17 protein-coding genes are annotated in these 19,336 nt (G+C 69.0%); 3 read left to right on the forward strand and 14 right to left on the reverse strand.

What is annotated here, in order from left to right; translation table 11 throughout:
* Positions 1-30: 30 nt before the first annotated feature.
* The 6 genes from folE to dacB form a co-directional block, all read right to left on the reverse strand.
* Positions 31-621, reverse strand: a complete 591-nt coding sequence (folE, locus tag ACWGKS_RS25570) for a GTP cyclohydrolase I FolE (protein WP_358507779.1) — start codon at positions 619-621, stop codon at positions 31-33.
* Positions 618-2,618 (reverse strand): ATP-dependent zinc metalloprotease FtsH, encoded by a 2,001-nt coding sequence (gene ftsH / locus ACWGKS_RS25575; RefSeq protein WP_358507781.1) that lies wholly within the window; start codon positions 2,616-2,618, stop codon positions 618-620. Before ftsH ends, folE begins: the two co-directional genes overlap by 4 nt.
* Before the next feature lie 254 nt (positions 2,619-2,872).
* Complete coding sequence (gene hpt, locus ACWGKS_RS25580) at positions 2,873-3,427, reverse strand: hypoxanthine phosphoribosyltransferase (RefSeq protein WP_358507783.1); 555 nt, start codon at positions 3,425-3,427, stop codon at positions 2,873-2,875.
* A gap of 120 nt (positions 3,428-3,547) precedes the next feature.
* A complete protein-coding gene (gene tilS, locus ACWGKS_RS25585; RefSeq protein WP_358507785.1) occupies positions 3,548-4,528 on the reverse strand; it encodes a tRNA lysidine(34) synthetase TilS in 981 nt (326 codons plus the stop codon).
* The gene (locus ACWGKS_RS25590) at positions 4,525-5,604 is read right to left on the reverse strand and encodes a zinc-dependent metalloprotease (RefSeq protein ID WP_452524291.1); all 1,080 of its coding nucleotides are present in this window, start codon (positions 5,602-5,604) and stop codon (positions 4,525-4,527) included. The genes tilS and ACWGKS_RS25590 overlap by 4 nt, the downstream gene beginning before the upstream one ends.
* 168 nt (positions 5,605-5,772) lie before the next feature.
* Entirely contained in the window at positions 5,773-7,128 is a 1,356-nt protein-coding gene (dacB, locus tag ACWGKS_RS25595; protein ID WP_358507787.1) for a D-alanyl-D-alanine carboxypeptidase/D-alanyl-D-alanine endopeptidase, read from the reverse strand.
* Between the two features lie 76 nt (positions 7,129-7,204).
* On the opposite strand from dacB, the gene ACWGKS_RS25600 reads away from it, so the two are divergent.
* On the forward strand, positions 7,205-7,729 hold the full coding sequence (locus tag ACWGKS_RS25600; protein ID WP_358507789.1) for an inorganic diphosphatase: 525 nt from the start codon (positions 7,205-7,207) through the stop codon (positions 7,727-7,729).
* Between the two features lie 86 nt (positions 7,730-7,815).
* Here ACWGKS_RS25600 and ACWGKS_RS25605 read toward each other — a convergent pair whose 3' ends face one another.
* The gene (locus tag ACWGKS_RS25605) at positions 7,816-8,355 is read right to left on the reverse strand and encodes an RNA polymerase sigma factor (protein ID WP_358507791.1); all 540 of its coding nucleotides are present in this window, start codon (positions 8,353-8,355) and stop codon (positions 7,816-7,818) included.
* Positions 8,356-8,485: 130 nt separating this feature from the next.
* Complete coding sequence (locus tag ACWGKS_RS25610; RefSeq protein WP_358507793.1) at positions 8,486-8,791, reverse strand: hypothetical protein; 306 nt, start codon at positions 8,789-8,791, stop codon at positions 8,486-8,488.
* Positions 8,792-9,348: 557 nt separating this feature from the next.
* Between ACWGKS_RS25610 and ACWGKS_RS25615 the strand changes: the two genes are divergently transcribed.
* A complete protein-coding gene (locus ACWGKS_RS25615; protein WP_358507795.1) occupies positions 9,349-9,897 on the forward strand; it encodes a hypothetical protein in 549 nt (182 codons plus the stop codon).
* 28 nt (positions 9,898-9,925) lie between these two features.
* On the opposite strand, the gene ACWGKS_RS25620 is transcribed toward ACWGKS_RS25615, so the two are convergent.
* Positions 9,926-10,315, reverse strand: a complete 390-nt coding sequence (locus ACWGKS_RS25620; protein WP_358507817.1) for a hypothetical protein — start codon at positions 10,313-10,315, stop codon at positions 9,926-9,928.
* 53 nt (positions 10,316-10,368) lie between these two features.
* Positions 10,369-10,605 (reverse strand): hypothetical protein, encoded by a 237-nt coding sequence (locus tag ACWGKS_RS25625; protein WP_358507797.1) that lies wholly within the window; start codon positions 10,603-10,605, stop codon positions 10,369-10,371.
* A 166-nt stretch (positions 10,606-10,771) separates the two neighbouring features.
* Between ACWGKS_RS25625 and ACWGKS_RS25630 the strand changes: the two genes are divergently transcribed.
* Positions 10,772-10,927 (forward strand): hypothetical protein, encoded by a 156-nt coding sequence (locus ACWGKS_RS25630; RefSeq protein WP_358507798.1) that lies wholly within the window; start codon positions 10,772-10,774, stop codon positions 10,925-10,927.
* 17 nt (positions 10,928-10,944) lie between these two features.
* Here ACWGKS_RS25630 and ACWGKS_RS25635 read toward each other — a convergent pair whose 3' ends face one another.
* The 4 genes from ACWGKS_RS25635 to ACWGKS_RS25650 all read right to left on the reverse strand — a co-directional run bounded on the left by ACWGKS_RS25635 (position 10,945) and on the right by ACWGKS_RS25650 (position 19,237).
* Positions 10,945-11,298: a hypothetical protein gene (locus ACWGKS_RS25635; protein ID WP_358507800.1), complete on the reverse strand. Its 354-nt coding sequence runs from the start codon at positions 11,296-11,298 to the stop codon at positions 10,945-10,947.
* A 94-nt stretch (positions 11,299-11,392) separates the two neighbouring features.
* Positions 11,393-14,713, reverse strand: coding sequence for a right-handed parallel beta-helix repeat-containing protein (locus tag ACWGKS_RS25640; protein WP_358507802.1), 3,321 nt, complete (start codon positions 14,711-14,713; stop codon positions 11,393-11,395).
* A gap of 120 nt (positions 14,714-14,833) precedes the next feature.
* Complete coding sequence (locus ACWGKS_RS25645) at positions 14,834-18,169, reverse strand: AAA family ATPase (protein ID WP_452524286.1); 3,336 nt, start codon at positions 18,167-18,169, stop codon at positions 14,834-14,836.
* 126 nt (positions 18,170-18,295) lie between these two features.
* Complete coding sequence (locus ACWGKS_RS25650; protein ID WP_452524288.1) at positions 18,296-19,237, reverse strand: right-handed parallel beta-helix repeat-containing protein; 942 nt, start codon at positions 19,235-19,237, stop codon at positions 18,296-18,298.
* Positions 19,238-19,336: the final 99 nt, after the last annotated feature.

Below are 19,336 nucleotides of genomic sequence, written 5' to 3' on the forward strand. Positions count from 1 at the left end.
ACCGGCCCTCGGGACGGTTCGGTCCCGGTCTCAGCCCCGGTCGAGGATGAGACTCATGGCCTCGGACCGAGTACGGTCGCTGCTGCGGAATATCCCTCGCACCGCGGAGGTGACCGTCTTGGCACCGGGTTTGCGCACCCCGCGCATGGTCATGCACAGGTGTTCCGCCTCGACCACCACGATCACGCCGCGCGGGTCCAGGTGGTCCATGATGGCGTCGGAGACCTGACCGGTCAGCCGCTCCTGCACCTGCGGCCTGCGGGCGTAGACGTCCACGAGGCGGGCGAGCTTGCTCAGGCCGGTGATGCGGCCGTCCACTCCCGGTATGTAACCCACGTGGGCCACCCCGTAGAACGGCACGAGGTGGTGCTCGCACGTCGAGTAGAGCTCGATGTCCTTGACCAGGACCATCTCCTCGTGGTCGGCCTCGAAGACCGTGGTGAGCACGTCACCCGGCTTCTGGCCCAGACCCGAGAACTGCTCCTCGTAGGCCCTGGCGACACGATCGGGGGTCTTGACGAGCCCGTCACGGTCGGGGTCCTCCCCGATGGCGATGAGGATCTCACGGACCGCGCGGGCGATCCGCTCACGATCCACGGGTCTGGAGGGAAGGTCGCTCACGCCTGTTCTCCTTCGTTGCCGACTCCCTCGGGGAGCCGACCATTGAACTCCGATCCCTGCACCTCGGCGCCGTTGAGTGGGGTCATCTCCTTCTTGGAGCGCACCGGCGGCCGGTTGGAGGGCTGACGTTTGCCGTAGCCGGTGTAGGAACCGCGCGAGGGACGCTTACGGACGGGGGCGAAGACCGCCAACACCTCGTCCTTGGTGAGCGTCTCCCGCTCCAACAGCTGCAGGACCAGGTCGTCGAGAACGTCCCGGTATTCGACGAGGACCTCGTAGGCCTCATCGTGCGCCGACTCGATGAGGCGACGCACCTCCTCGTCGATGATGGAGGCGATCTCCTCGGAGTACTCGCGGGCGTGCGACATCTCGCGGCCCAGGAACGGCTCGCTGTTGGCGGAACCGAACTTGCGGGCGCCCAGGCGCTCGCTCATGCCGTACTCGGTGACCATGTTGCGGGCCAGGTCGGTGGCCTTGTCGATGTCGTTGCTCGCGCCGGTGGTGGGCTCGTGGAAGACGAGCTCCTCGGCGGCGCGACCACCGAGCATCATGGCCAGCTGGTCCATCATCTGCGAACGCGAGGTGAGGAACTTGTCCTCGGTCGGCACCGACATGGTGTAACCGAGGGCGCGACCGCGCGGCAGGATCGTGATCTTGTGCACCGGGTCGGCGTTGGGCAGCGCGTGCCCGACCAGGGCGTGACCGCCCTCGTGGTAGGCGATGACCTTCTTCTCACGGTCCGACATCACCCGGGACTTGCGCTCGGGGCCGGCCATCACACGTTCGATGGCCTCCTCCAGGATCGCGTGGGTGATGACCTTCTTGTCCGCGCGCGCGGACAGCAGGGCGCCCTCGTTGATGACGTTGGCCAGGTCGGCACCGGTCATCCCTGCGGTCTGGCGAGCGATGACCGCGAAGTCGACGTCGTCGGCCATCGGCTTGCCCTTGGAGTGCACCTCAAGGATGTCGCGACGGCCGTCCAGGTCGGGACGGTCCACGACGACCTGGCGGTCGAAGCGGCCCGGACGCAGCAGCGCCGGGTCGAGGATGTCGGGCCGGTTGGTGGCGGCGATGAGGATGACGCCGCCTTTGACGTCGAAGCCGTCCATCTCGACCAGCATCTGGTTGAGGGTCTGCTCGCGCTCGTCGTGACCGCCGCCCATGCCGGCGCCGCGGTGGCGGCCGACGGCGTCGATCTCGTCGATGAAGATGATCGCGGGCGCGTTCGCCTTGGCCTGCTCGAACAGGTCCCGCACGCGGGAGGCGCCGACGCCGACGAACATCTCGACGAAGTCCGAACCGGAGATGGAGTAGAACGGCACCCCGGCCTCACCGGCGACGGCTCGGGCCAGCAGCGTCTTACCGGTACCGGGCGGGCCCATGAGCAGGACGCCCTTGGGGATCTTGGCGCCCATCGACTGGAACTTCTCCGGGCTCTGCAGGAACTCCTTGATCTCGTGGAGTTCCTCGATGGCCTCGTCGGCCCCGGCGACGTCGTCGAAGGTGTTCTTGGGCGTGTCCTTGGTGATGAGCTTGGCCTTGGACTTGCCGAAGTTCATCACGCGGGAGCCGCCGCCCTGCATCTGGCTGAAGATGAACCAGAAGATGACGATGATGATGATCAGCGGCAGGAGGCTGAACAGCGCGGTCGTCCAGACCGGGGTGGTGGCGACGGAGACCTTGTAGTCCTTCAGCGCGCCGTCCGGGTTCTGGCTCGACTCCTGGAGCAGGGTGGCCAGTTCCATGCCCTGGCCTTCGACCCAGTAGGCCTCCAGGATCTCGCCGTCGACGGTGGTCAGCTCGATGCGCTGATCACGATCGACGATCTCGGCATCCTCGACCTCGTCCTGCTCGATGAGCCGGTAGACCTCGGAGATGTCGGCTTCCTCCGGCTGTGGGCCTCCACCGACGTCGAACACGCGGAAGCCGATGACGAGCATGAGGGCGACGACCAGGATCCAAATCCACGGGCCGCGGAAAATACGCTTCAGATTCATGTGAGCGGAACCCTGTCGGGTCCGTCCCTCCAGACCAGGCCGCCCGCCCCAGAGGACTGTCCGGAGCAGGACCTATCGGACACGTGCTCCCCGCGCTGACGCCGGGATATTCGACGGTACACCTCGCCGCGCCGGGCGGGCACACCGCTGAGGCCGGACGCGAGCCGTCATGGAAGCAACGACGACGACCCGTTCCGTTGTTCCCGAGCCCCGCCCGCGTGGGCCATGACACGGTCGCGCGGGCGGGGATCGGGCTAGTTCTCGTAGACGTGCGGAGCGAGGGTGCCGATGAACGGAAGGTTCCGGTACTTCTCCGCGTAGTCCAGTCCGTAACCGACGATGAACTCGTTGGGCAGGTCGAAACCGATGTACTTGACGTCGAGGTCGACGTCGAAGGCCAGCGGCTTGCGGACCATGGTGCAGACCTCGACCGACTTCGGGCCGCGCGAACGCAGGTTGCCCACCAGCCAGGAGAGGGTCAGCCCGGAGTCGATGACGTCCTCGACGATCAGGACGTCACGGTCCTTGATGTCGGTCTCCAGGTCCTTGAGGATGCGCACCACACCCGAGGACGTGGTGCCCGCTCCGTAGGAGGACACCGCCATCCAGTCCATCGAGACCGAGGTGTGCAGTACTCGGGCCAGGTCGGCCATGACCATGACGGCACCCTTGAGCACACCGACGATCAGCAGGTCCCGGCCCGCGTAGTCCGCGTCGATCCGCGCGCCCAGCTCGGCCAGACGCGCATTGATCTCTTCCTCGGTGACCAGAACCTTCTCCAGGTCTTGGCCCATGTCCTTAGCGTCCACGCTCACTGTCCTCGCTGCTGGATTCCCCGTTTGCGGCAACCAGGATAAACGTGCCGAACGTGGCGACAGCGCCGGACCGCGACACAAGAGGGCAGGGTCACCGCCCGCGACGGGCCGACTTCAGTGAACGAAGTGGATGCGACCGGCCGTGCGGCGGCCACGAACGCCACCGGGCAGGTCGATGTGGGCCTGGCCACGCCACTCCGTGATCAACCGTTCGAGCTCGCGTACGTGGCGGGCGGTGAGGTCGGTGGCCGGACAGCCGGCGTCGAGCGCGGCACGGCGCAGCACGCGGGTACGCAGTGAGGTGTCGGCCTCCTCCAGCGGTCCGACGGCCAGGCCCTCCGCACCGGAGGCCGCCTCCAGCGCACGGTCGTACAGCGTGGCGGCGAGGTCGTCCAGGGTGTCGGCGTCGGCCCGGAGCATCGTCGCGGTACGTGCCAGGGCCGCCGTGATCCCGGGGCCGAGCGTCCGTTCCAGGGCGGGAAGCGCCTCATGCCGTACCCGGGATCGGGCGAACCGCGGGTCGTGGTTGTGCGGGTCCTCCCAAGGGCTCAGGTCCATGAGCCGGCACGCCGCACGGACCGTGGCCCGGTCCAGTTCCAGCAGGGGACGACGATAGGGCCCGGAGGAGGCGGACATCCCCGCCAGGGAACGGGCCCCCGAGCCGCGGGCCAGTCCGAGCAGGACCGTCTCCGCCTGGTCGTCGAGGGTGTGTCCGAGCAGCACCACCGCGGGAGCGTGCTCCCGTACGGCCGTGTCCAGGGCGTCATAGCGGGCCCTTCTGGCGGCGGCCTCGGGACCGCCCGAGCCGGCCACCCGCACGGTGGCCACGTCCACGGGGTCGAGGCCGATCCCGCGCAACACCTTGGCGACCCCTTCGGCCCGTTCGGCCGAGCCCTCCTGGAGTCCGTGGTCCACGGTGACGGCGCCCGCCGCGCGCCCCATCCGAGGCGCCTCGAAGGCGAGCGCCCCGGCCAGGGCCAACGAGTCCGCTCCGCCGCTACAGGCCGCGAGCGCGGTGGTGTCGGCCGGCAGAGCGGACAGCACCCGCCGGACCGCCGAGCGAACGGCGGCCACGGCGGGGGGCGGACCGCTCACTCGCTGATGGCGGCGGGGCGCACGACCCGTTCGATCCACGTCGAGGGATTACGGATCTCCTCGATGGTGGGCAGGGTCTCGGGCGAGGTCCACACCTTGTTGAACTCGGCCATGCCGACCTGGGCGACCACCTGTCGGACGAAGGTCGCGCCCTCCTCGTACTGCTTCATCTTCATGTCCATGCCCAGGAGCTGGCGCATGATCCGGTCGAGCGGGTTGCCCCCCTCGCGCCGCTTCTGGAAGCGGGCCCGGATGGTCTCGACCGAGGGCACGACCTCGGGACCGACCGCGTCCATCACGTAGTCCCCGTGCCCCTCGGCCAGGCTCATGACCGCGGTGACCCGATCCATGAGCTCGTTCTGTTCCGGGGTCTGGAACGCGGTGAGGAGGTTCCCCTCGCCGCCCCGCACGGCTTCGGCCACGGCCTCACCGGCCTGCCGGAGCCGGTCGATGAGGTCGGAGGCGTCCATCTCCGTGGACAGCAGGAGTTCCTGCATGAGCTGCTGGACGTGGTCGCGCAGCCACGGCGTGGCCGTGAACTGCATCCGGTGGGTCTCCTCGTGCAGGCAGACCCACAGTCGGAAGTCGCGAGGGTCGACGTCCAACTCGCGTTCGGTGTTGACGATGTTGGGCGCCACCAGGGTCAGTCGCCCGGTCGGCGAGTGGCCGTTCGGGTCCGGTGGCAGGAAGAGCTCGTACTGGCCGAGGACCTTCCCCGCCAGGTAGGACAGGACGGCGCCGAGCTGCATCCCGGTCACACGTGAACCGACCGCGCCGGCCAGGTTCCCGGCCGGGCTCTTGTTCAGCCGATCGGCGCCCATCTGTTCGAGTACGGGTTCGAGCACCACCCGGAACCCGTTGACGTTGGCTCGAATCCACCCGGGTCTGTCCACGATGGTCGCGGGACCCGAGGGTTCGAGGGGGTTCATACCGGTGAAGTCGCGCACGTGCCCGGCCGCCACAGAGGAGAGGTCGCGCAACTGCGCGACGGCCTGCCGTGCGTCGGCCAGATCCACCTGCGGCCCAGGGCGCACGAGGCGGACACCGGTGTTGACGGCTACGTCCCAGTCGATCACAGTCACATCGCCAGCCTACCCACGGGACGCCCGGTGGCACGGGGATCAGGGATCGAATTCAGGGCAGACCCCGGGATCGCCCTGAGGTGAGCCGAAACGAACCCGAGCGAATCGCCCATCAGCGGGCGGGCCCCACGGTGGATCCCACCCTGGGGCCCGCCGACGACCTCACGAACAGCCGCACTCGGCGAGGGCGGCGGCGAGGGTGTCCAAGGCCGGCCCGGTGGCGGCCTCGTCGTTGGCCATGAAGGCGAACACGAACGCGTTGCCCTCCTGGTCGTGGATGGTGCCGGCGAGTGTGCTGACGCCGTCGAGCGTCCCGGTCTTGCCCCGGACCATGCCGGCCGCGTGGTGCGAGGTGGAGTACTCGGAGTAGCGACCGGCGAGCGTGCCGGTGGAGTGCGCGGTGGGCAGCCCCGTGAGGGTCGCGTTGAGTTCGGGGTGCTCGCCGGCTGCTTTGAGCAGCTGGACGAGGGCCCGCGGGGTGATGCGGTTCTCGGTGCTCAGACCGCTGTTGTCCGCCAGGTCGACCCCGTCGATACCGAGGTCGTCCATGACACGGTGAGTGGTCTCGGAAGCACCGGTGAAGCTCGCCTCCGCCCCCGACTCCAGGGCGGCCACGCGGCCCAGGGCCTCGGCCATGTTGTTGTCGCTGGCCAACATCATGAACTCGACGAGGGAACTCACCGGAGCGGAGTCCACCGAGGCCACCGGTTCGCCGACGGATTCGGCCTCCCTCGGGTCGCCCTCGACGGTGAGTCCGGCCCGCTCCAGTTGGTCGGCGAAGGCCTCGGCGGCGGCCCGTGGTGGGTCGGGCACACGGGTGGACACGTCCGGTTCGACCCTGCCCTGGTCGACGAGCAACGCGTGGATGGTGGCGGTGCTGCCCTCGGTCACGTAGTTGGGCTTCCACCCCGGCCCGGTGTCCGAGCCGGTGAAGAGAGAGTCGTCATAGCCGATCTTCACGGTGTCCACGCCCTGCTCGGCGAGGGAGGCGGCGGTGTCGGACGCGAGCTCCTCCAGGGTCGCTACCTGTGGGTAAGCTGCGGAGTCGGCGGTCACGGTCAAAGTCGCGTCGCCCCCACCACGGAGCACCACACGGTTCTCCGCGGGATCGAGGTATGCCTCGGTCCGTAGAACGTGGTCGGGGCCGACGGTGTCCAGGACGGTGACGGCCGTGGCGATCTTCGTCGTCGACGCCGGGGTCACCGCGGCGTCGGCGTCCCGTTCGAAGAGTGTCTCCCCGGTCGATCCGTCGACCACGTAACCGGAGAGGCCCTCCTCGAGCCCGGACGACGACATGGGATCATCAAGAACGTCCGCGACCCGTTCCGGGTCCACCGGAGTCGGAGCCGCGGGTGCAACCGCCGCCACGCCGTCGGCGTGCGTGACGGGGTTGGGCACCGCCGGCAGCGGTCGTGCCTCGATCACGTCCAAGGCGACGAACCCGGTGATCAGCACGAATATGTTGAGCAGGGCCAGCGCGAGGATCGCCTCGCCTCGTACCCGTCGCACCCGGGGCACCTGCCCTTCCTTCGGTGTCGCGGTCTGACGTTGTTGTTATACGGCGACATTAGTCGCATTGGGAGCCGAGATCAGCATGGAATTCGACGTTACGATCGAGATCCCCAAGGGGGAGCGCAACAAGTACGAGGTGGACCACGAGACCGGTCGTATCCGTCTCGACCGCATGCTGTTCACCTCCACCACCTACCCCGCCGACTACGGCTTCGTAGAGGGAACGCTCGGTGAGGACGGTGACCCGCTGGACGCACTCGTCCTGCTCAAGGCCCCGACCTTCCCCGGCTGCCTCATCCGCGCCCGCGCCATCGGCATGTTCCGGATGCGCGACGAGGCCGGTGGTGACGACAAGCTGCTGTGCGTCCCGGCGACGGACCCGCGCCAGGAGCACCTGCGTGACATTCACCACGTCAACGAGTTCGAGCGTCTCGAAATCGAACACTTCTTCACCGTGTACAAGGACCTGGAGCCGGGCAAGTCCGTCGAGGGCGCCAGCTGGGTCGGCCGCCACGAGGCCGAGCAGGAGATCATCGCGTCGGTGAAGCGCGCCGAAGAGGCCGGTGTGCACGGGGACTCCTCGCACATCACCAACGAGGGCAAGTGACCGACGCACGTCTCGGCACCTGATCTGGCCCGGTGAGGTGGACTCACCGGGCCTGCTCGTGTCCGGGGAACCCTGTTCCTCGTTCCTCAGTCGGTCCCCAGCGGCAGGAGCAGGAGCAGGAGCAACACGCCCAGCAGCATCAGCGCCTGTGGCGTGGGGATCGAGAACACCACTCCGCGCAGGCTGTTGCGCGCCCCCTGTCGAAGGGGGAAGCCGTCATGACCGAACTGGTCGGCGCGGACCGCGACGTGGGACCGGTATCCGTCGAGTTCGGGGCGGGTCAGACCGTTGAGCACACGGACCCGGACCAGACCGTGGGGCCCCGCGAGGGTCGGACGAGCGATCCTCTCCCCACCCGCCCCGCAGGCACGGTGGCGGCCGCACTCCACCTCGGCCAACGCGTGCAGCCACTCCCCCAACCGCGCGGAGTCCCGTAGGCGGACGCTGTGCGCCCTGGCCACGATCAGGGTGTCCCGCAGCACGACGTGCGCGGTGTCCCGATCGCGTAGGACCAGGACGCAGTACCGGTACAACTCCTCCCCGTAGGCGTCGAGGAGACGAGCGTAGACGCCGGCCGGGCACGCGCGACCGGAACGCAGGTCGTGCAGAAGGTCCTGGTCCGTCATAGACCTAGAATCTACGCCGCGCGCCGCTCGGCGCTCTCCGGTTCGTGGAAAGACACGGCGGCCTTCCCTCGAATCCGGCCCATGGCGCGGAGCTCGGGAAACCGCGCGAAGTCCGACCTCGGTGGGGGTCTCAGGCGTCGTCGATGGGTCTTCGGGGGTTCGGAGGGCCGCCGGCGCCGTCCGAGCCACCCGGTTCCTCCCCGCCTCCCGGTTCCGATTCGGAGTCCGGTTCCGGCGACGGTCTCTCGCCCCCCGCGAAGAGGAAGCTCCCGTACCTGGCCCGCAGCCACAGGAGCACGTAGGTGAGCACGCACAGGAAGCAGATGAGCAGTGCCGCCTCCACGCCGAGGAAACCCAGCGCCATCACCCCGGTGGCGGCCACGACGACGGCCCGTACCAGCACACGCGCCCACAGTCCCTGCGCCTCGGGGTTCAAGGCTGCCCTCTGGGAACGGACGGCTGCACTGCCACTCCTGTCACTACGGCTGTTCTGGGAGGTGGGGCCCGAAGCGGCGAGAACGCCGTTCTCCCGGGCTCCACATGTCACCACCACGGGACGCCACCCGCAACATGCCCGGTACGTCTCCGGCGTGAGCGGTTCGACGCGCTCGTCTTCCGGTGTCCGCTTGACTCACCACCGGCTTTGCTGATCTCCTTACTGCCATGTATCCGCGCACCCGCACCGTCGCCTCGGCTCGTACGGCCCCCAACGGGGCCTCCTGCCTGCAGGCTTGTGCGGCGTGTCCGTGTTGTCGTCACTGAGTCGCAGTCGAGGGGACGGATTCCACCGACCCCGCACGACCGGCCCGTGATCGGCCCCCGTCCTTCGACGTGAGACGGCCGTGACGGGTCTTCGCTTGGGTGATCTTCCTCTCCGAACGCGCGTTCGGAGGCATCGACCCCACCGTTCCGGGACCTCCCGGGCCCCATGACGACTTTCCCGTGATCGCCCACCACACCGGTGATCACGCACACGTGAAGGATCCTCTCACGATGCCGCAGCAGACCTCCGCGCCGGCCACCGCCCCTCGCGTTCCGACCGAGCACGCCCCCCGACAACGCACCGCGACCGTGTCCCTGGACGGGATCGGCGACGTCGTGGACGCCGGACGCACCTCCGGCTACGCCCACCTGGGCGCTCGCCGCCTGCCCACTCTCGGACAGGTGGTCGTCGCCGCCAGGGACGCCGCGACCGCGCTGCGCCCGACCCTCTGGCCGACCCGCCGAGGGAGCTGGCAGCCCGCCCCGCGCAGCGTCCGCCGCCTGGTCCGTGGGCGCTTCCGGGTCACGTCCGTGGCCCTGGAGCCCAACGGCTTCATCGCCGGGCCCTCTCCGCGCGCCGAGAATGCGCACACCCTGGAGGCGCTGTACCTGGTCAGCGGACGCGCCCACCTGATCACCTCCGACACCGACGGTCAGATGCTGTCGGCCGCGGAACTGACCTCGGGCCGGGCCCGTGTGGTGGGCGGTGGCACGCGGGGAGGCCGGCACCTGGTGAACACCGGTGAGGAGGTCGCGATCCTGGTACGGGTCACCGCCTGAACCGGAGTTCGGGCGGCGTGGGGTCGCCTCAGTCGCCATCGGAACGCCCGGTTCCGGCCGCGCGCAGGGCCTCGTCCACGGCCTCGACGGAGCGGAGGAGCCCGGCCGTGCGCCGACCCTCGGCGAGGTAGGCGCTCATGACCTGGTCGAGAGCGTGCGGGGGCAGGTGACCACGCAGGTCCACCCGGGCCGTTCGATATCCCTCCCTGGCCGCCTCCAACGTCGCCGAGACGTACTGGCGGGCCAGGCGGGAGAGAGCGACGGGATGGCGGCGCAGGACTCCGTGCAACCGGTAGTCGGCGGGCACGTGGTCGAACAACCACTCCAGGGCCGTCTGCTCGAAGGAGTCCGACCCGGGTGGGTGCACACTCACGGGCCAGTCCGGCGTCAGGGACTGATCGGGCATGCCCCCCAGCATACCCATTGTTCGAAAGTATGTTCGATAACCTCCGGGTGAATCGGTCCGATTCCCTAGTCCGGTTTCTTCTCCGTGGACCCCGAACCGGCCTTGTCCGTCTTGTCGTCCTTCTCGGCCTGGCGGCGTTCGAACTCCACCCGAATGGCCTGCTCCGCCGCGTCCACCGCCGCTCTGGCGGTGATGGCGTTGGTGTGCGCGCGGTCCAACTCCTCAAGGAGGATGCAGTCGAAGGCCACTCGCGCATCATGGATCGCGGCTTCCAGCTGACGTGATGCCTCTTCCAGACTCATGACCCTCCCTTCCCCAGAAGTCGGCAACCGCACACACCGATCACAGGGGCAACGCGACGTAACGGACACCACGGGGCACCGTCCTCACAGGTCACGGCGGCGGCGCTTCAGTCCTCGACCGGTGGGGTAGGTGATCATCGGACCACATGACCGCACAGGGAGCCCCATGGTGTACTTCGTCCTCGCCCTGCTCGCGATCTGGTTGATCCTCGCCATCGTCGGCACTCTGATCGAAGGCCTGTTCTGGCTCGCACTGCTCGGCGGCGTCCTCTTCGTCGCCACCGCCGTCTGGGCCCGTTGGCAAAGCCGACCGGACATCTGACCGCTCCGACGACCGCCTCAGGATTCCAGCGCCGGGCGCCCTCCCCCGTCCAGACGTCGCAGCACCCGGCGGGCGCGCGCCTGGTCACCGCCCAGGTGCGAGGCGACCAGACCGAGCGCCTCGTCGGTATGCCCCAGGACCATCAGGTTGCGTACCCGTGCGCGCAGCCCCGCGGGCAGCTCGTCGGGATCACGCTGCGCCGGAACGTAACCGCCCACGACCTCCTTGGGGCCGGCTCGCGGCGGGGGTTCCGGCTCGGGAAGCGCGTGGCGCGTCTCCATCCGGGCGAGCACCCCTCGTAGGACGTAGGATCCGACGCCCAGAACCACCACCGCGCCCATCAGGGCGAACAACATGAACATCAGACTCATATCGCCCACCTACCCACACTTCGGACACGGCAGGCTCAACGCCGACACACACGGAGTAATCATTGGACCAAGAGGCCGGGAGCGGTCCAGAGCGTCAGTCGCCGCTCCCCCAACCCTGCGGCAGGTCCTCGGGAAGCAGGGTCTGGAGTTCGGCCACCTCGGGGATCTCGCCCCCGTGGGCCGCGGCCTCGATCCGCCGCGTCTGGCGCGCCACACACTCCTCGAAGAGCGCGCGGACCTCGATCCCGCCGCGTTCGGCGAACCCGTCCGTCGGCGCTCCGATCAGGTCCGCCAGCGCCTCTCGGGTCCGTTTCGGCAACCGCAGACCGGTCTCCTCGGCCATCGCCGCGAAGACCTCCACCAGTTCGTCGGTCTTGTAGGGCGCGAACTCCACCAGTCCGGCGAACCGCTCCGCCAGGCGAAGACCGGCCCGCATCAGGGACGCCACCGACTCGGGATCGCCGGTCAGGACCACCGCGACGTCGTCGTGGTGGGTCCGCATCAGACCGCCGAGGACGTCGGCCGTCTCCTGACCGAGTCCGGTTCCCCCGGAACCTCCCGATTCCGGCAGGAGAACCGACAGCACCCCGCCTCGTGCTCGTTCGAAGGCCGCCAGCGCCTCCTTGGAGGGGCGCCCCCGATCCACCAGGTCCTCGGCCCGCAGCCGTACCGAATGTCCGCGCGCGGCCAGCCCCAGGGCGGCGAGGAGTTCACCGTACAGACCGGCCACGGTGGAACGCCCGGTCCCGGTCCGGCCGGAGAACACCAGGTGGCGTGAGCGCCGGTCCTCCCCCTCCTCTCCACCACGTCGGGGTGATGTCAGCAGGCTCGACAGTTGGCGGGCCAGTGCCTCCTTGACCTCACCACGGCCCGCCAGGGAGTCCAGCCGGGCCATCAACGCGGTGACCTGGCCGCCCATCCGCCGATCGGGATCGGTCGCGACGGGGTCGGTCACCCCCTCCAGGTCCTCGGACAGGAGCCGGGTGAGGTCGTCCACGGTCGTGTAACCACCCTCGACGATCCGCTCGGACTGGGTCCGGACCGCACCACCGAGCACCCTGCGGACCTCGCGCCCGTTGTCGAAGGCCACGCCCCGGACCCGGCGTTGGAAGTGACCGACCAACAGGTCATGCACCCCCTCCCCCAGGTCGTAGCCGCGCTCAGCGGCCTCCCCGGCGAAGATCCCGGCCAGTTGCTCGGGTGAGTACTCCTCGAACTCGACGGTCCGCGCCACCCGCGCGCGCAGCCCGGGGGAGGCGTCGAGCAGGGACCGAAGCCGATCGGAGTGCCCCGCCAGGACCAACACGAATTCCTCGCCCGGCGCCTCCATCAGCGCGACCAGGGTGTCGATCACCTCTCGACCGTGCACATCCGGTGTTCCGGACTCACCGAACAGGGCGTGCGCCCCGTCGACGAACAGCACCCCGCCGCGGGCCCGCTCCACGGCCTCGGCCACCCTGTCCCGGGTGCCTCCCTGGTATTCGGCCACCAGGTCCGGCCGGGCCACCTCGATGAACCGTCCACGTTCGGACTCGCCCAACGACCTCAGGATCTGCCCGTACAGCCGGGCCACGGTCGTCTTCCCGATCCCGGGCGGTCCGGCCAACACCAGGTGGCGGCCCACGTTCAACCCGGGCAGCCCCGCCGCGACCCGTTCGGCGCTCACCCGTTGCAGGTCGACCAGGGCCCGGACCTGCCGTTTGACCCGTTCCTGTCCGACCAGCGCGTTCAGTTCGGTGAGCAGTGAGTCCAGCGAGCGTTCGCGGTCCCGTACCGACCCGTCCCCGTTCCCGCCGACGGAACGACCGGAGGAACCCCCGCCCCGGGCGACCACACGTTCGCCGTCGCCCCCACGGTTGTCGCTGAAGGTGCTGTCCTCCAGGTAGACCGAAGCGCCGGCGGCGGCCCACAGACCCTCGTCGTCGTTGCCGGACACGGTGCAGCGCACCAGCCGTACCCGCCCACCGTCCTCCACCATGAGACCGTCGCCCCGACCGTCCCTGATCGCGGTGTCCTCCAGGGCCACCACGGCGCCCTCACCCACACGCACACCACGCTCTCCGCTGCCCGAGAACGTGGAGGAGCGGACCGTGACGTAGCCACCCTGCGCGTAGACGCCGTCCTCCCCGCATTCGGAGAGGTCGGCGTCGACCAGACGCACCTCGGTGCCGTCGAGGATGTTGAGGCCGTCCTCACGGGCATCGCGCAGCACCATGCCGCGCACGGTGACCGTGGCGTCCTCACGGCTGTGGATCCCCGACCCCACGTCGTGGCCGACGATGTCCTCGAATCCCCCTGTACCACCGACCACGATGGCCATCGGGCCATGCCATCGGCTCACCCGCAGGTCGTCGACCTCGAAACGCGAACGCACCGCCGCGATCGCGCCACGCCCCTCCTGGACGCTCTCGGCCACCGACATCCCCGACACCTTCACGCGGGCACCATCGGCGACCAGCAGGGCGGCCTTGCCGACCTGCTCGCAGCGCAGGTCGGTCACCGTGGCCTCGGCGCCGTCGATGAGGACGGCGTCGGCGGCGGCCCCCTCCACCTTGAGGCCCCGCACCATGAGTCGACCACCCTCGATGGCCAGCCCGGTCCGGGTGGAGCCGAGGATCTCGCAGTCGCGGAGGGTGCTCTGGGAGTCGCCATGGACGAAGAAGGCGTCCGTCTCCTCCTTGTGCGGCGACTCCACCACCAGCCGGGTGAAGTCGGCACGGGAACGCTCGTAGACCCGGACCGGCCAGTCGTGCGAGCCCGTGACCCGCACGTCGGTGAACTCGGGCGCGGCCCGATCCCGGACGTAGATGCCACCGCCGTCCACCAGCGCGCAATCGGTCACCTCCGGGGAGGCCCCCGCCACGTACAGGGTGTGCCAGTCGTCGTGGGCCCCGGCGAAGATGGTCCCGCCGATCTTCGGGGAACACCTCCCCTGGACGGCGATCACCGCGCCGGCGAAGTAGCAGTCGCGTACGAAGCCCTCGCTGCCGTCCCACAACAGACCGCTGTCCTCGAATCGGCAGCCGATCACCTCGGCGTGCGCCCCGGACACGGTCACCCGTCGCGGTGAGGTGAAGACGCAGTCGACCGCGCGCAGCCGGGCCCCTTCCTGCACGTACAGCGGCGGGTACTCGTCCGATGAACTACGCACGCCGACCCCGTACAGCTCCAGGTCGCCGCCCTTGTGCACGTTGAAGACGTTGGTCTCGTTGCCCGCCGTGACCGTGACGGTGCCCGCCCCTTCGGTGGGCATCACGACCACACGCCGTAGCACTCCGACCGCCTGGGGCTCGACGTACTCGCCCGGCTCCACCCGCAGGTAGAGGTCCGAGCCCGTGTACCGGGGGTCTCTGAGCACCTGCCCCAGGGAAGAACTCGCGGCGGAATCCGTCTTCGAGACGCGGACCGTGATCATCCATCGACTCCCAAGGGGGTAGCGGCCGCGGCGCCGCGCCAAAGGGTCTGCGCTATGTACCGTATCCACCCCAGGGTCCGGGAACCCGATACGGCCCGTACCCCTTGTGGCCAGGGTCGGTCAGAACCCGACGACGTCCTCCGGTGACAGTGTCTGGAGTTCGCTCACGTCGGGGACGCCCCCGGCCAGGGCCGCGGCCTCGATCCGGCGCGCCTGCCGGGTCACGCTCGCCTCGAACAGCTTGCGGACCTCCCGTCCGTTGCCGTCGGACAGGCGTGCCTCTTCGCGCCCCATGGTCTCCGCCAGAGCCGCGCGGGTCTCCTCGGGGACCAAGAAGTCGGCTCCTTCGGCCATTCCCACGAAGATGCTCAGTAGTTCATCACCGCCGTAGGGAGCGAATTCGACGGTGCGGGAGAAGCGGGAGGCCAGCCCGGGGTTGCTCGCCAGGAAACCATCCATCTCGCCGGTGTAGCCCGCGGCGATCACCACCACCTCGTCACGGTGATCCTCCATGAGCTTGAGCAGGGTGTCGATGGCCTCCTGACCGAAGTCACCGCCGGAACCACCCGGACGAGCCAACGTGTAGGCCTCGTCGACGAACAGGACCCCACCGCGGGCCCGTTCGAACACGTCCTTGGTCTTCTGCGCCGTGTGGCCGATGTAGGAGCCCACCAGATCGGCTCGGGCGGCCTCGACCACCTGCCCCTGCGCGAGCACGCCCAGGGCCGCCATGAGCTGACCGTAGATGCGCGCCACGGTGGTCTTGCCGGTCCCGGGCGGACCGGAGAACACCAGGTGTTGGGAGGACATCGAGGTGGCCAGTCCCGCCTCCTCGCGGCGTCGGTTCGCGGAGATGAGGCTGATGAGGTCGGCGACCTCCCGCTTGACCCCGGCGAGCCCCACCATGTTCTCCAGGCGGGCCATGAGCTCTCGGGTCTGTTCGGCGTCCCGAGGACCGCCCACCCGCGCGGACAGACCGGTGTCCACGACACCTTCCAGGTCCTCGGGCAGGATCAGCGCGAGGGCCTCGACGGAACTGGCGTCACCGGCGACGATCCTCCCGGCCTGGGCCTGGACGATCTCCTCGAACAGACGCCGCGCCTCACGTCCGTTGCCGAACGTCTCGTCCCGGCTCTGCCCCTGGAAGTGGCGGACCAACAGCTCACGAACGCCCTCCCCCAGCGTGTAGCCCTGCTTGGGCGCCATCGTCTCGACGATGGTGGTGAGCTGCTCCGGTGAGTAGTTCTCGAACTGGATCGTCCGTGCCACGCGCGAACGCAGCCCCGGGTTGGCGTCGAGGAAGGTCCGCATCTCGCTGGAGTAACCGGCGAAGACGATGACGACCTCCTCGCGCAGGTCCTCCATCAGCTTGATGAGCGTGTCGATGGCCTCTTGGCCGAAGTCGCTGCCCGAACCGAACTTCCGGGACAGCGCGTAGGCCTCGTCGACGAACAGGACCCCACCGCGCGCCCGCTCCACCGCTTGGGTGACCTTGGCGCTGGTACCACCCAGGTGTTCGGCGACCAGGTCCTGGCGACCCACCTCGACGAACTGGCCGTTGTCCAGGGCGCCCAGGGAGCGCAGGATCTCGCCGTACAGCCGGGCCACGGTGGTCTTGCCGGTCCCGGGCGGGCCGGAGAAGACCAGGTGACGGCTGACGTTGAGCGCCGGCAGCCCCGCCGCGGCGCGCTTGGCGCTCACCCGCTGGAAGTCGACCAGCGAGCGGACCTCCTTCTTCACGCCGTCCAGGCCCACCATCTCGTCCAGTTCGGCGAGCAGCTCGTCCAGGGACCCGGCCTCGCCCGTGGGTGCGTCGGGGACGGTGGCGCCTTCCGCGGCCCTCGCCTTGGCCCGGACCTCGTCGCCGCCCCTGTTGTCGGCGAGTTCGGTGTCCTCCAAGTGCACGACGGCCTCGTCGTGCGCGTCCACGCCCTTGTCCTCGTGGCCGGAGACCTGGCACCGCACCAGCCGGGCGCGACTCTCGGCGTCCAGCACCTTGACTCCGCTCATGGCCCCGTCCCGGATCTCGGTGTCCTCCAGGGTGGCGACCCCGCCCTCCAGGACGGAGACCCCGTGTCCTCGACTTCCGCTCAGGGTCGAGGACCGCAGGACGAGCCGGGCGCCCTCGACATAGGCGTTGTCGAACGCGCCGTCGACGATCCGGGCGTCGGTCACCTCCATCCGGGCACCGGTGCTGACGTGGAAGGTGTTGCCCTCTGGCGCGGTGATCTCCACGCCGTGGGCCTCGACGGTGGCGTCGTCCTGGGCCAGGATTCCACCGGCGACCCTCTCCCCGACCAGGTCCTTCACGCAGACATGAGCGTCGTGGACACCGAAGCAGGCCCCCTTGAGGTCTCGTCCGTGTACCCCCTTGAACTCACCGCTCCCACCGGATACGTAGACGCCGAACAAACCCTCGTCGACCCCGCTCCGGTGCTCGGCGAGTTCCAGGCCCGTCAGGCTCACCCGGCTCTTGACGAAGTTGCCCGCGTTGCCGCCCAGATCGAAGGCACGGAAACCCCGGCCGTTCACCCGGCCCTCCTGCGAGTGCAGCGCGGCGCCCTCCACCCCCTTCACGACCAGGTCGGCGAAGGTGAGTGTGCTCTCCACCACGCACACCGCGTTCGTCGGGGCACTCTCGACGCGGGCGTCGGCGAGCTCGACCTCGGCGCCGTCCAGCACGTACACCGAGTCACCGCCCTCCGCGCCACCCGTCACGCGCAACCGGGTGAACTTCGCCCGGGTGCCCGAACCGGTGACCCGCACCGGCCATCCGCGGTCCCCTTCGACGGTCAGGTCGGTGAACTTCGGTCGGGCACCCTTGTCCACCCAAACCGAGTAGTACCCGATCGCACCACAGTCCCGAATCTCACATTCGGTGATGGTGGGTGCACTGCCGGAGACGAACAGTGCGTGGTGGTGCTCACTGCCCCCGTGGAAACGCACCCGCTCCACCGTGGGCGAGGCGCCACCCTCCAAACTGAGGATCGCGTCCTTGAACACGCAGTCGCGGACGACCCCACCGCCCTTGGTCCAGTAGATCCCGGCGCCCTCGAAGCGGGTGTTCACCACCTCGTGCGAACGACCGTGCAGGCCCAGTCGAACGTTGCAGTGGAACACACAGTCCACCGTCTTGAGGTGGGCACCCTCATCCACGTACAGCGGCGGGAACTCACCGTCGGCTCCCTCGACCCGGACGCCATAGAGTTCCAACCTCCCCTCGGGTCTGACCCGGAAGACGTTGGTGTCGGTGCTCGGCGCGATCTCCACGGTCCCCGGCCCCTGGGTGGGAACCACCAGGATCTTCCGCGTCACAGAGACGATCTGGTCCTCGACGTAGTGTCCCGGATCGACGTGCAGGTACAGGTCCGTGTTCGCGTACAAGGGTGCGCGGACGGCGGCTCCCAGGGAACGGAAGGCGCCGGGATCGCTCTGGGACACGCGGACCGTGTGCATGCGTCTGCTCCGGAGGTGAGGGGCTGTGTGCGTTACGCACCCTAGCGTTCACGGGGGCACCGAACCCGTGGAGGGTGCGATCCGGCCTGGCCGGTTCCGGCCCGTCGTCGCAGGTCCGACCGAGAGTCAATCCTTGGCGGAGGGATCCGGCTCCGGGTCGGGCTCCGCGGTGGGGCCCTTCACCTGGTTCAGATCGTTGTCCCGGAGCAGGGAGTCCTCGAACTCATAGGTCGCGTCCCTGTCTCCCCAGATCCCGGCACCGCCGGTTTCCGCGATCGTCGAGCGCACGAGGCGGACCTTCCCGGCTTCGTCCCGCACGACGATCCCCGCCCCTCCGCAGTCGCGGATCTCGGAGTCCTCCAGCAGGACCGATCCGGCTCCCTCCACGAGCACCCCTTCGTCTCGGGCACCGGTCAACACCGTCGAACGCAGGGTGAGACCACCACCGTACGCCCGGGCCAGGCCGTACTCGGACCCCTCGAAGTGACTGTTCGACACCTCCAGGAACCCGGCGGTGTTCACGCTCAACTGGAGCCTGGTCCCCTGGGTCGATCGCACATCGTTCAACCGTGCTCTGCCACTCTGGGTGACCACCGCCGTCATGGTGAGACGTTCCCCGACCACCGAGGACAACACGGCGTCTCCGCCCCTCACGCTGAGCAGCCACCCGTCGAGGTCGAAAGCCCGAACGTTCTCCAGTTCGAGTTCCCCCTTACTCACATGCACCGCCCCGAACTCCAGGTAGTCCAGCCCGTCGCTCTGCCTCACCAGGGCGGGGTGATGGTCGCTCAACTCCACGTCGCTCAGACGCCCCCGGGAACGGATCATGTTGAGCAGGTCGCCCTTCTGTCCATGCCGCAGGGTGAGTCCTCGTCCTTCCAGAACGCCGTCCTCCACCATGAGGTTCGTGTCCTTCGTCTCCTCCACCGTCAGCCCATCGACGACGACGGTGGCCTTCCACGTCTTCATTCCGGCGCCCTTGGGGTGGCGGATCCGGCTGTCGGTGAAACCCACCCGCTCGGAGTCTTGGACGTAGACCGTGTACATACCGGCAAAGCCGCCGGCCACCCTGAGAGCGTGTTTGAGAAGGGTCAGGAAATGAGATCCTGGCTCGTCCAAGCACGCTGACGGACGGCATCTCGTCCTCGGGCGAGGCGTCGGGCCATC

The sequence above is a fragment of the Nocardiopsis sp. NPDC055879 genome (assembly GCF_053615935.1).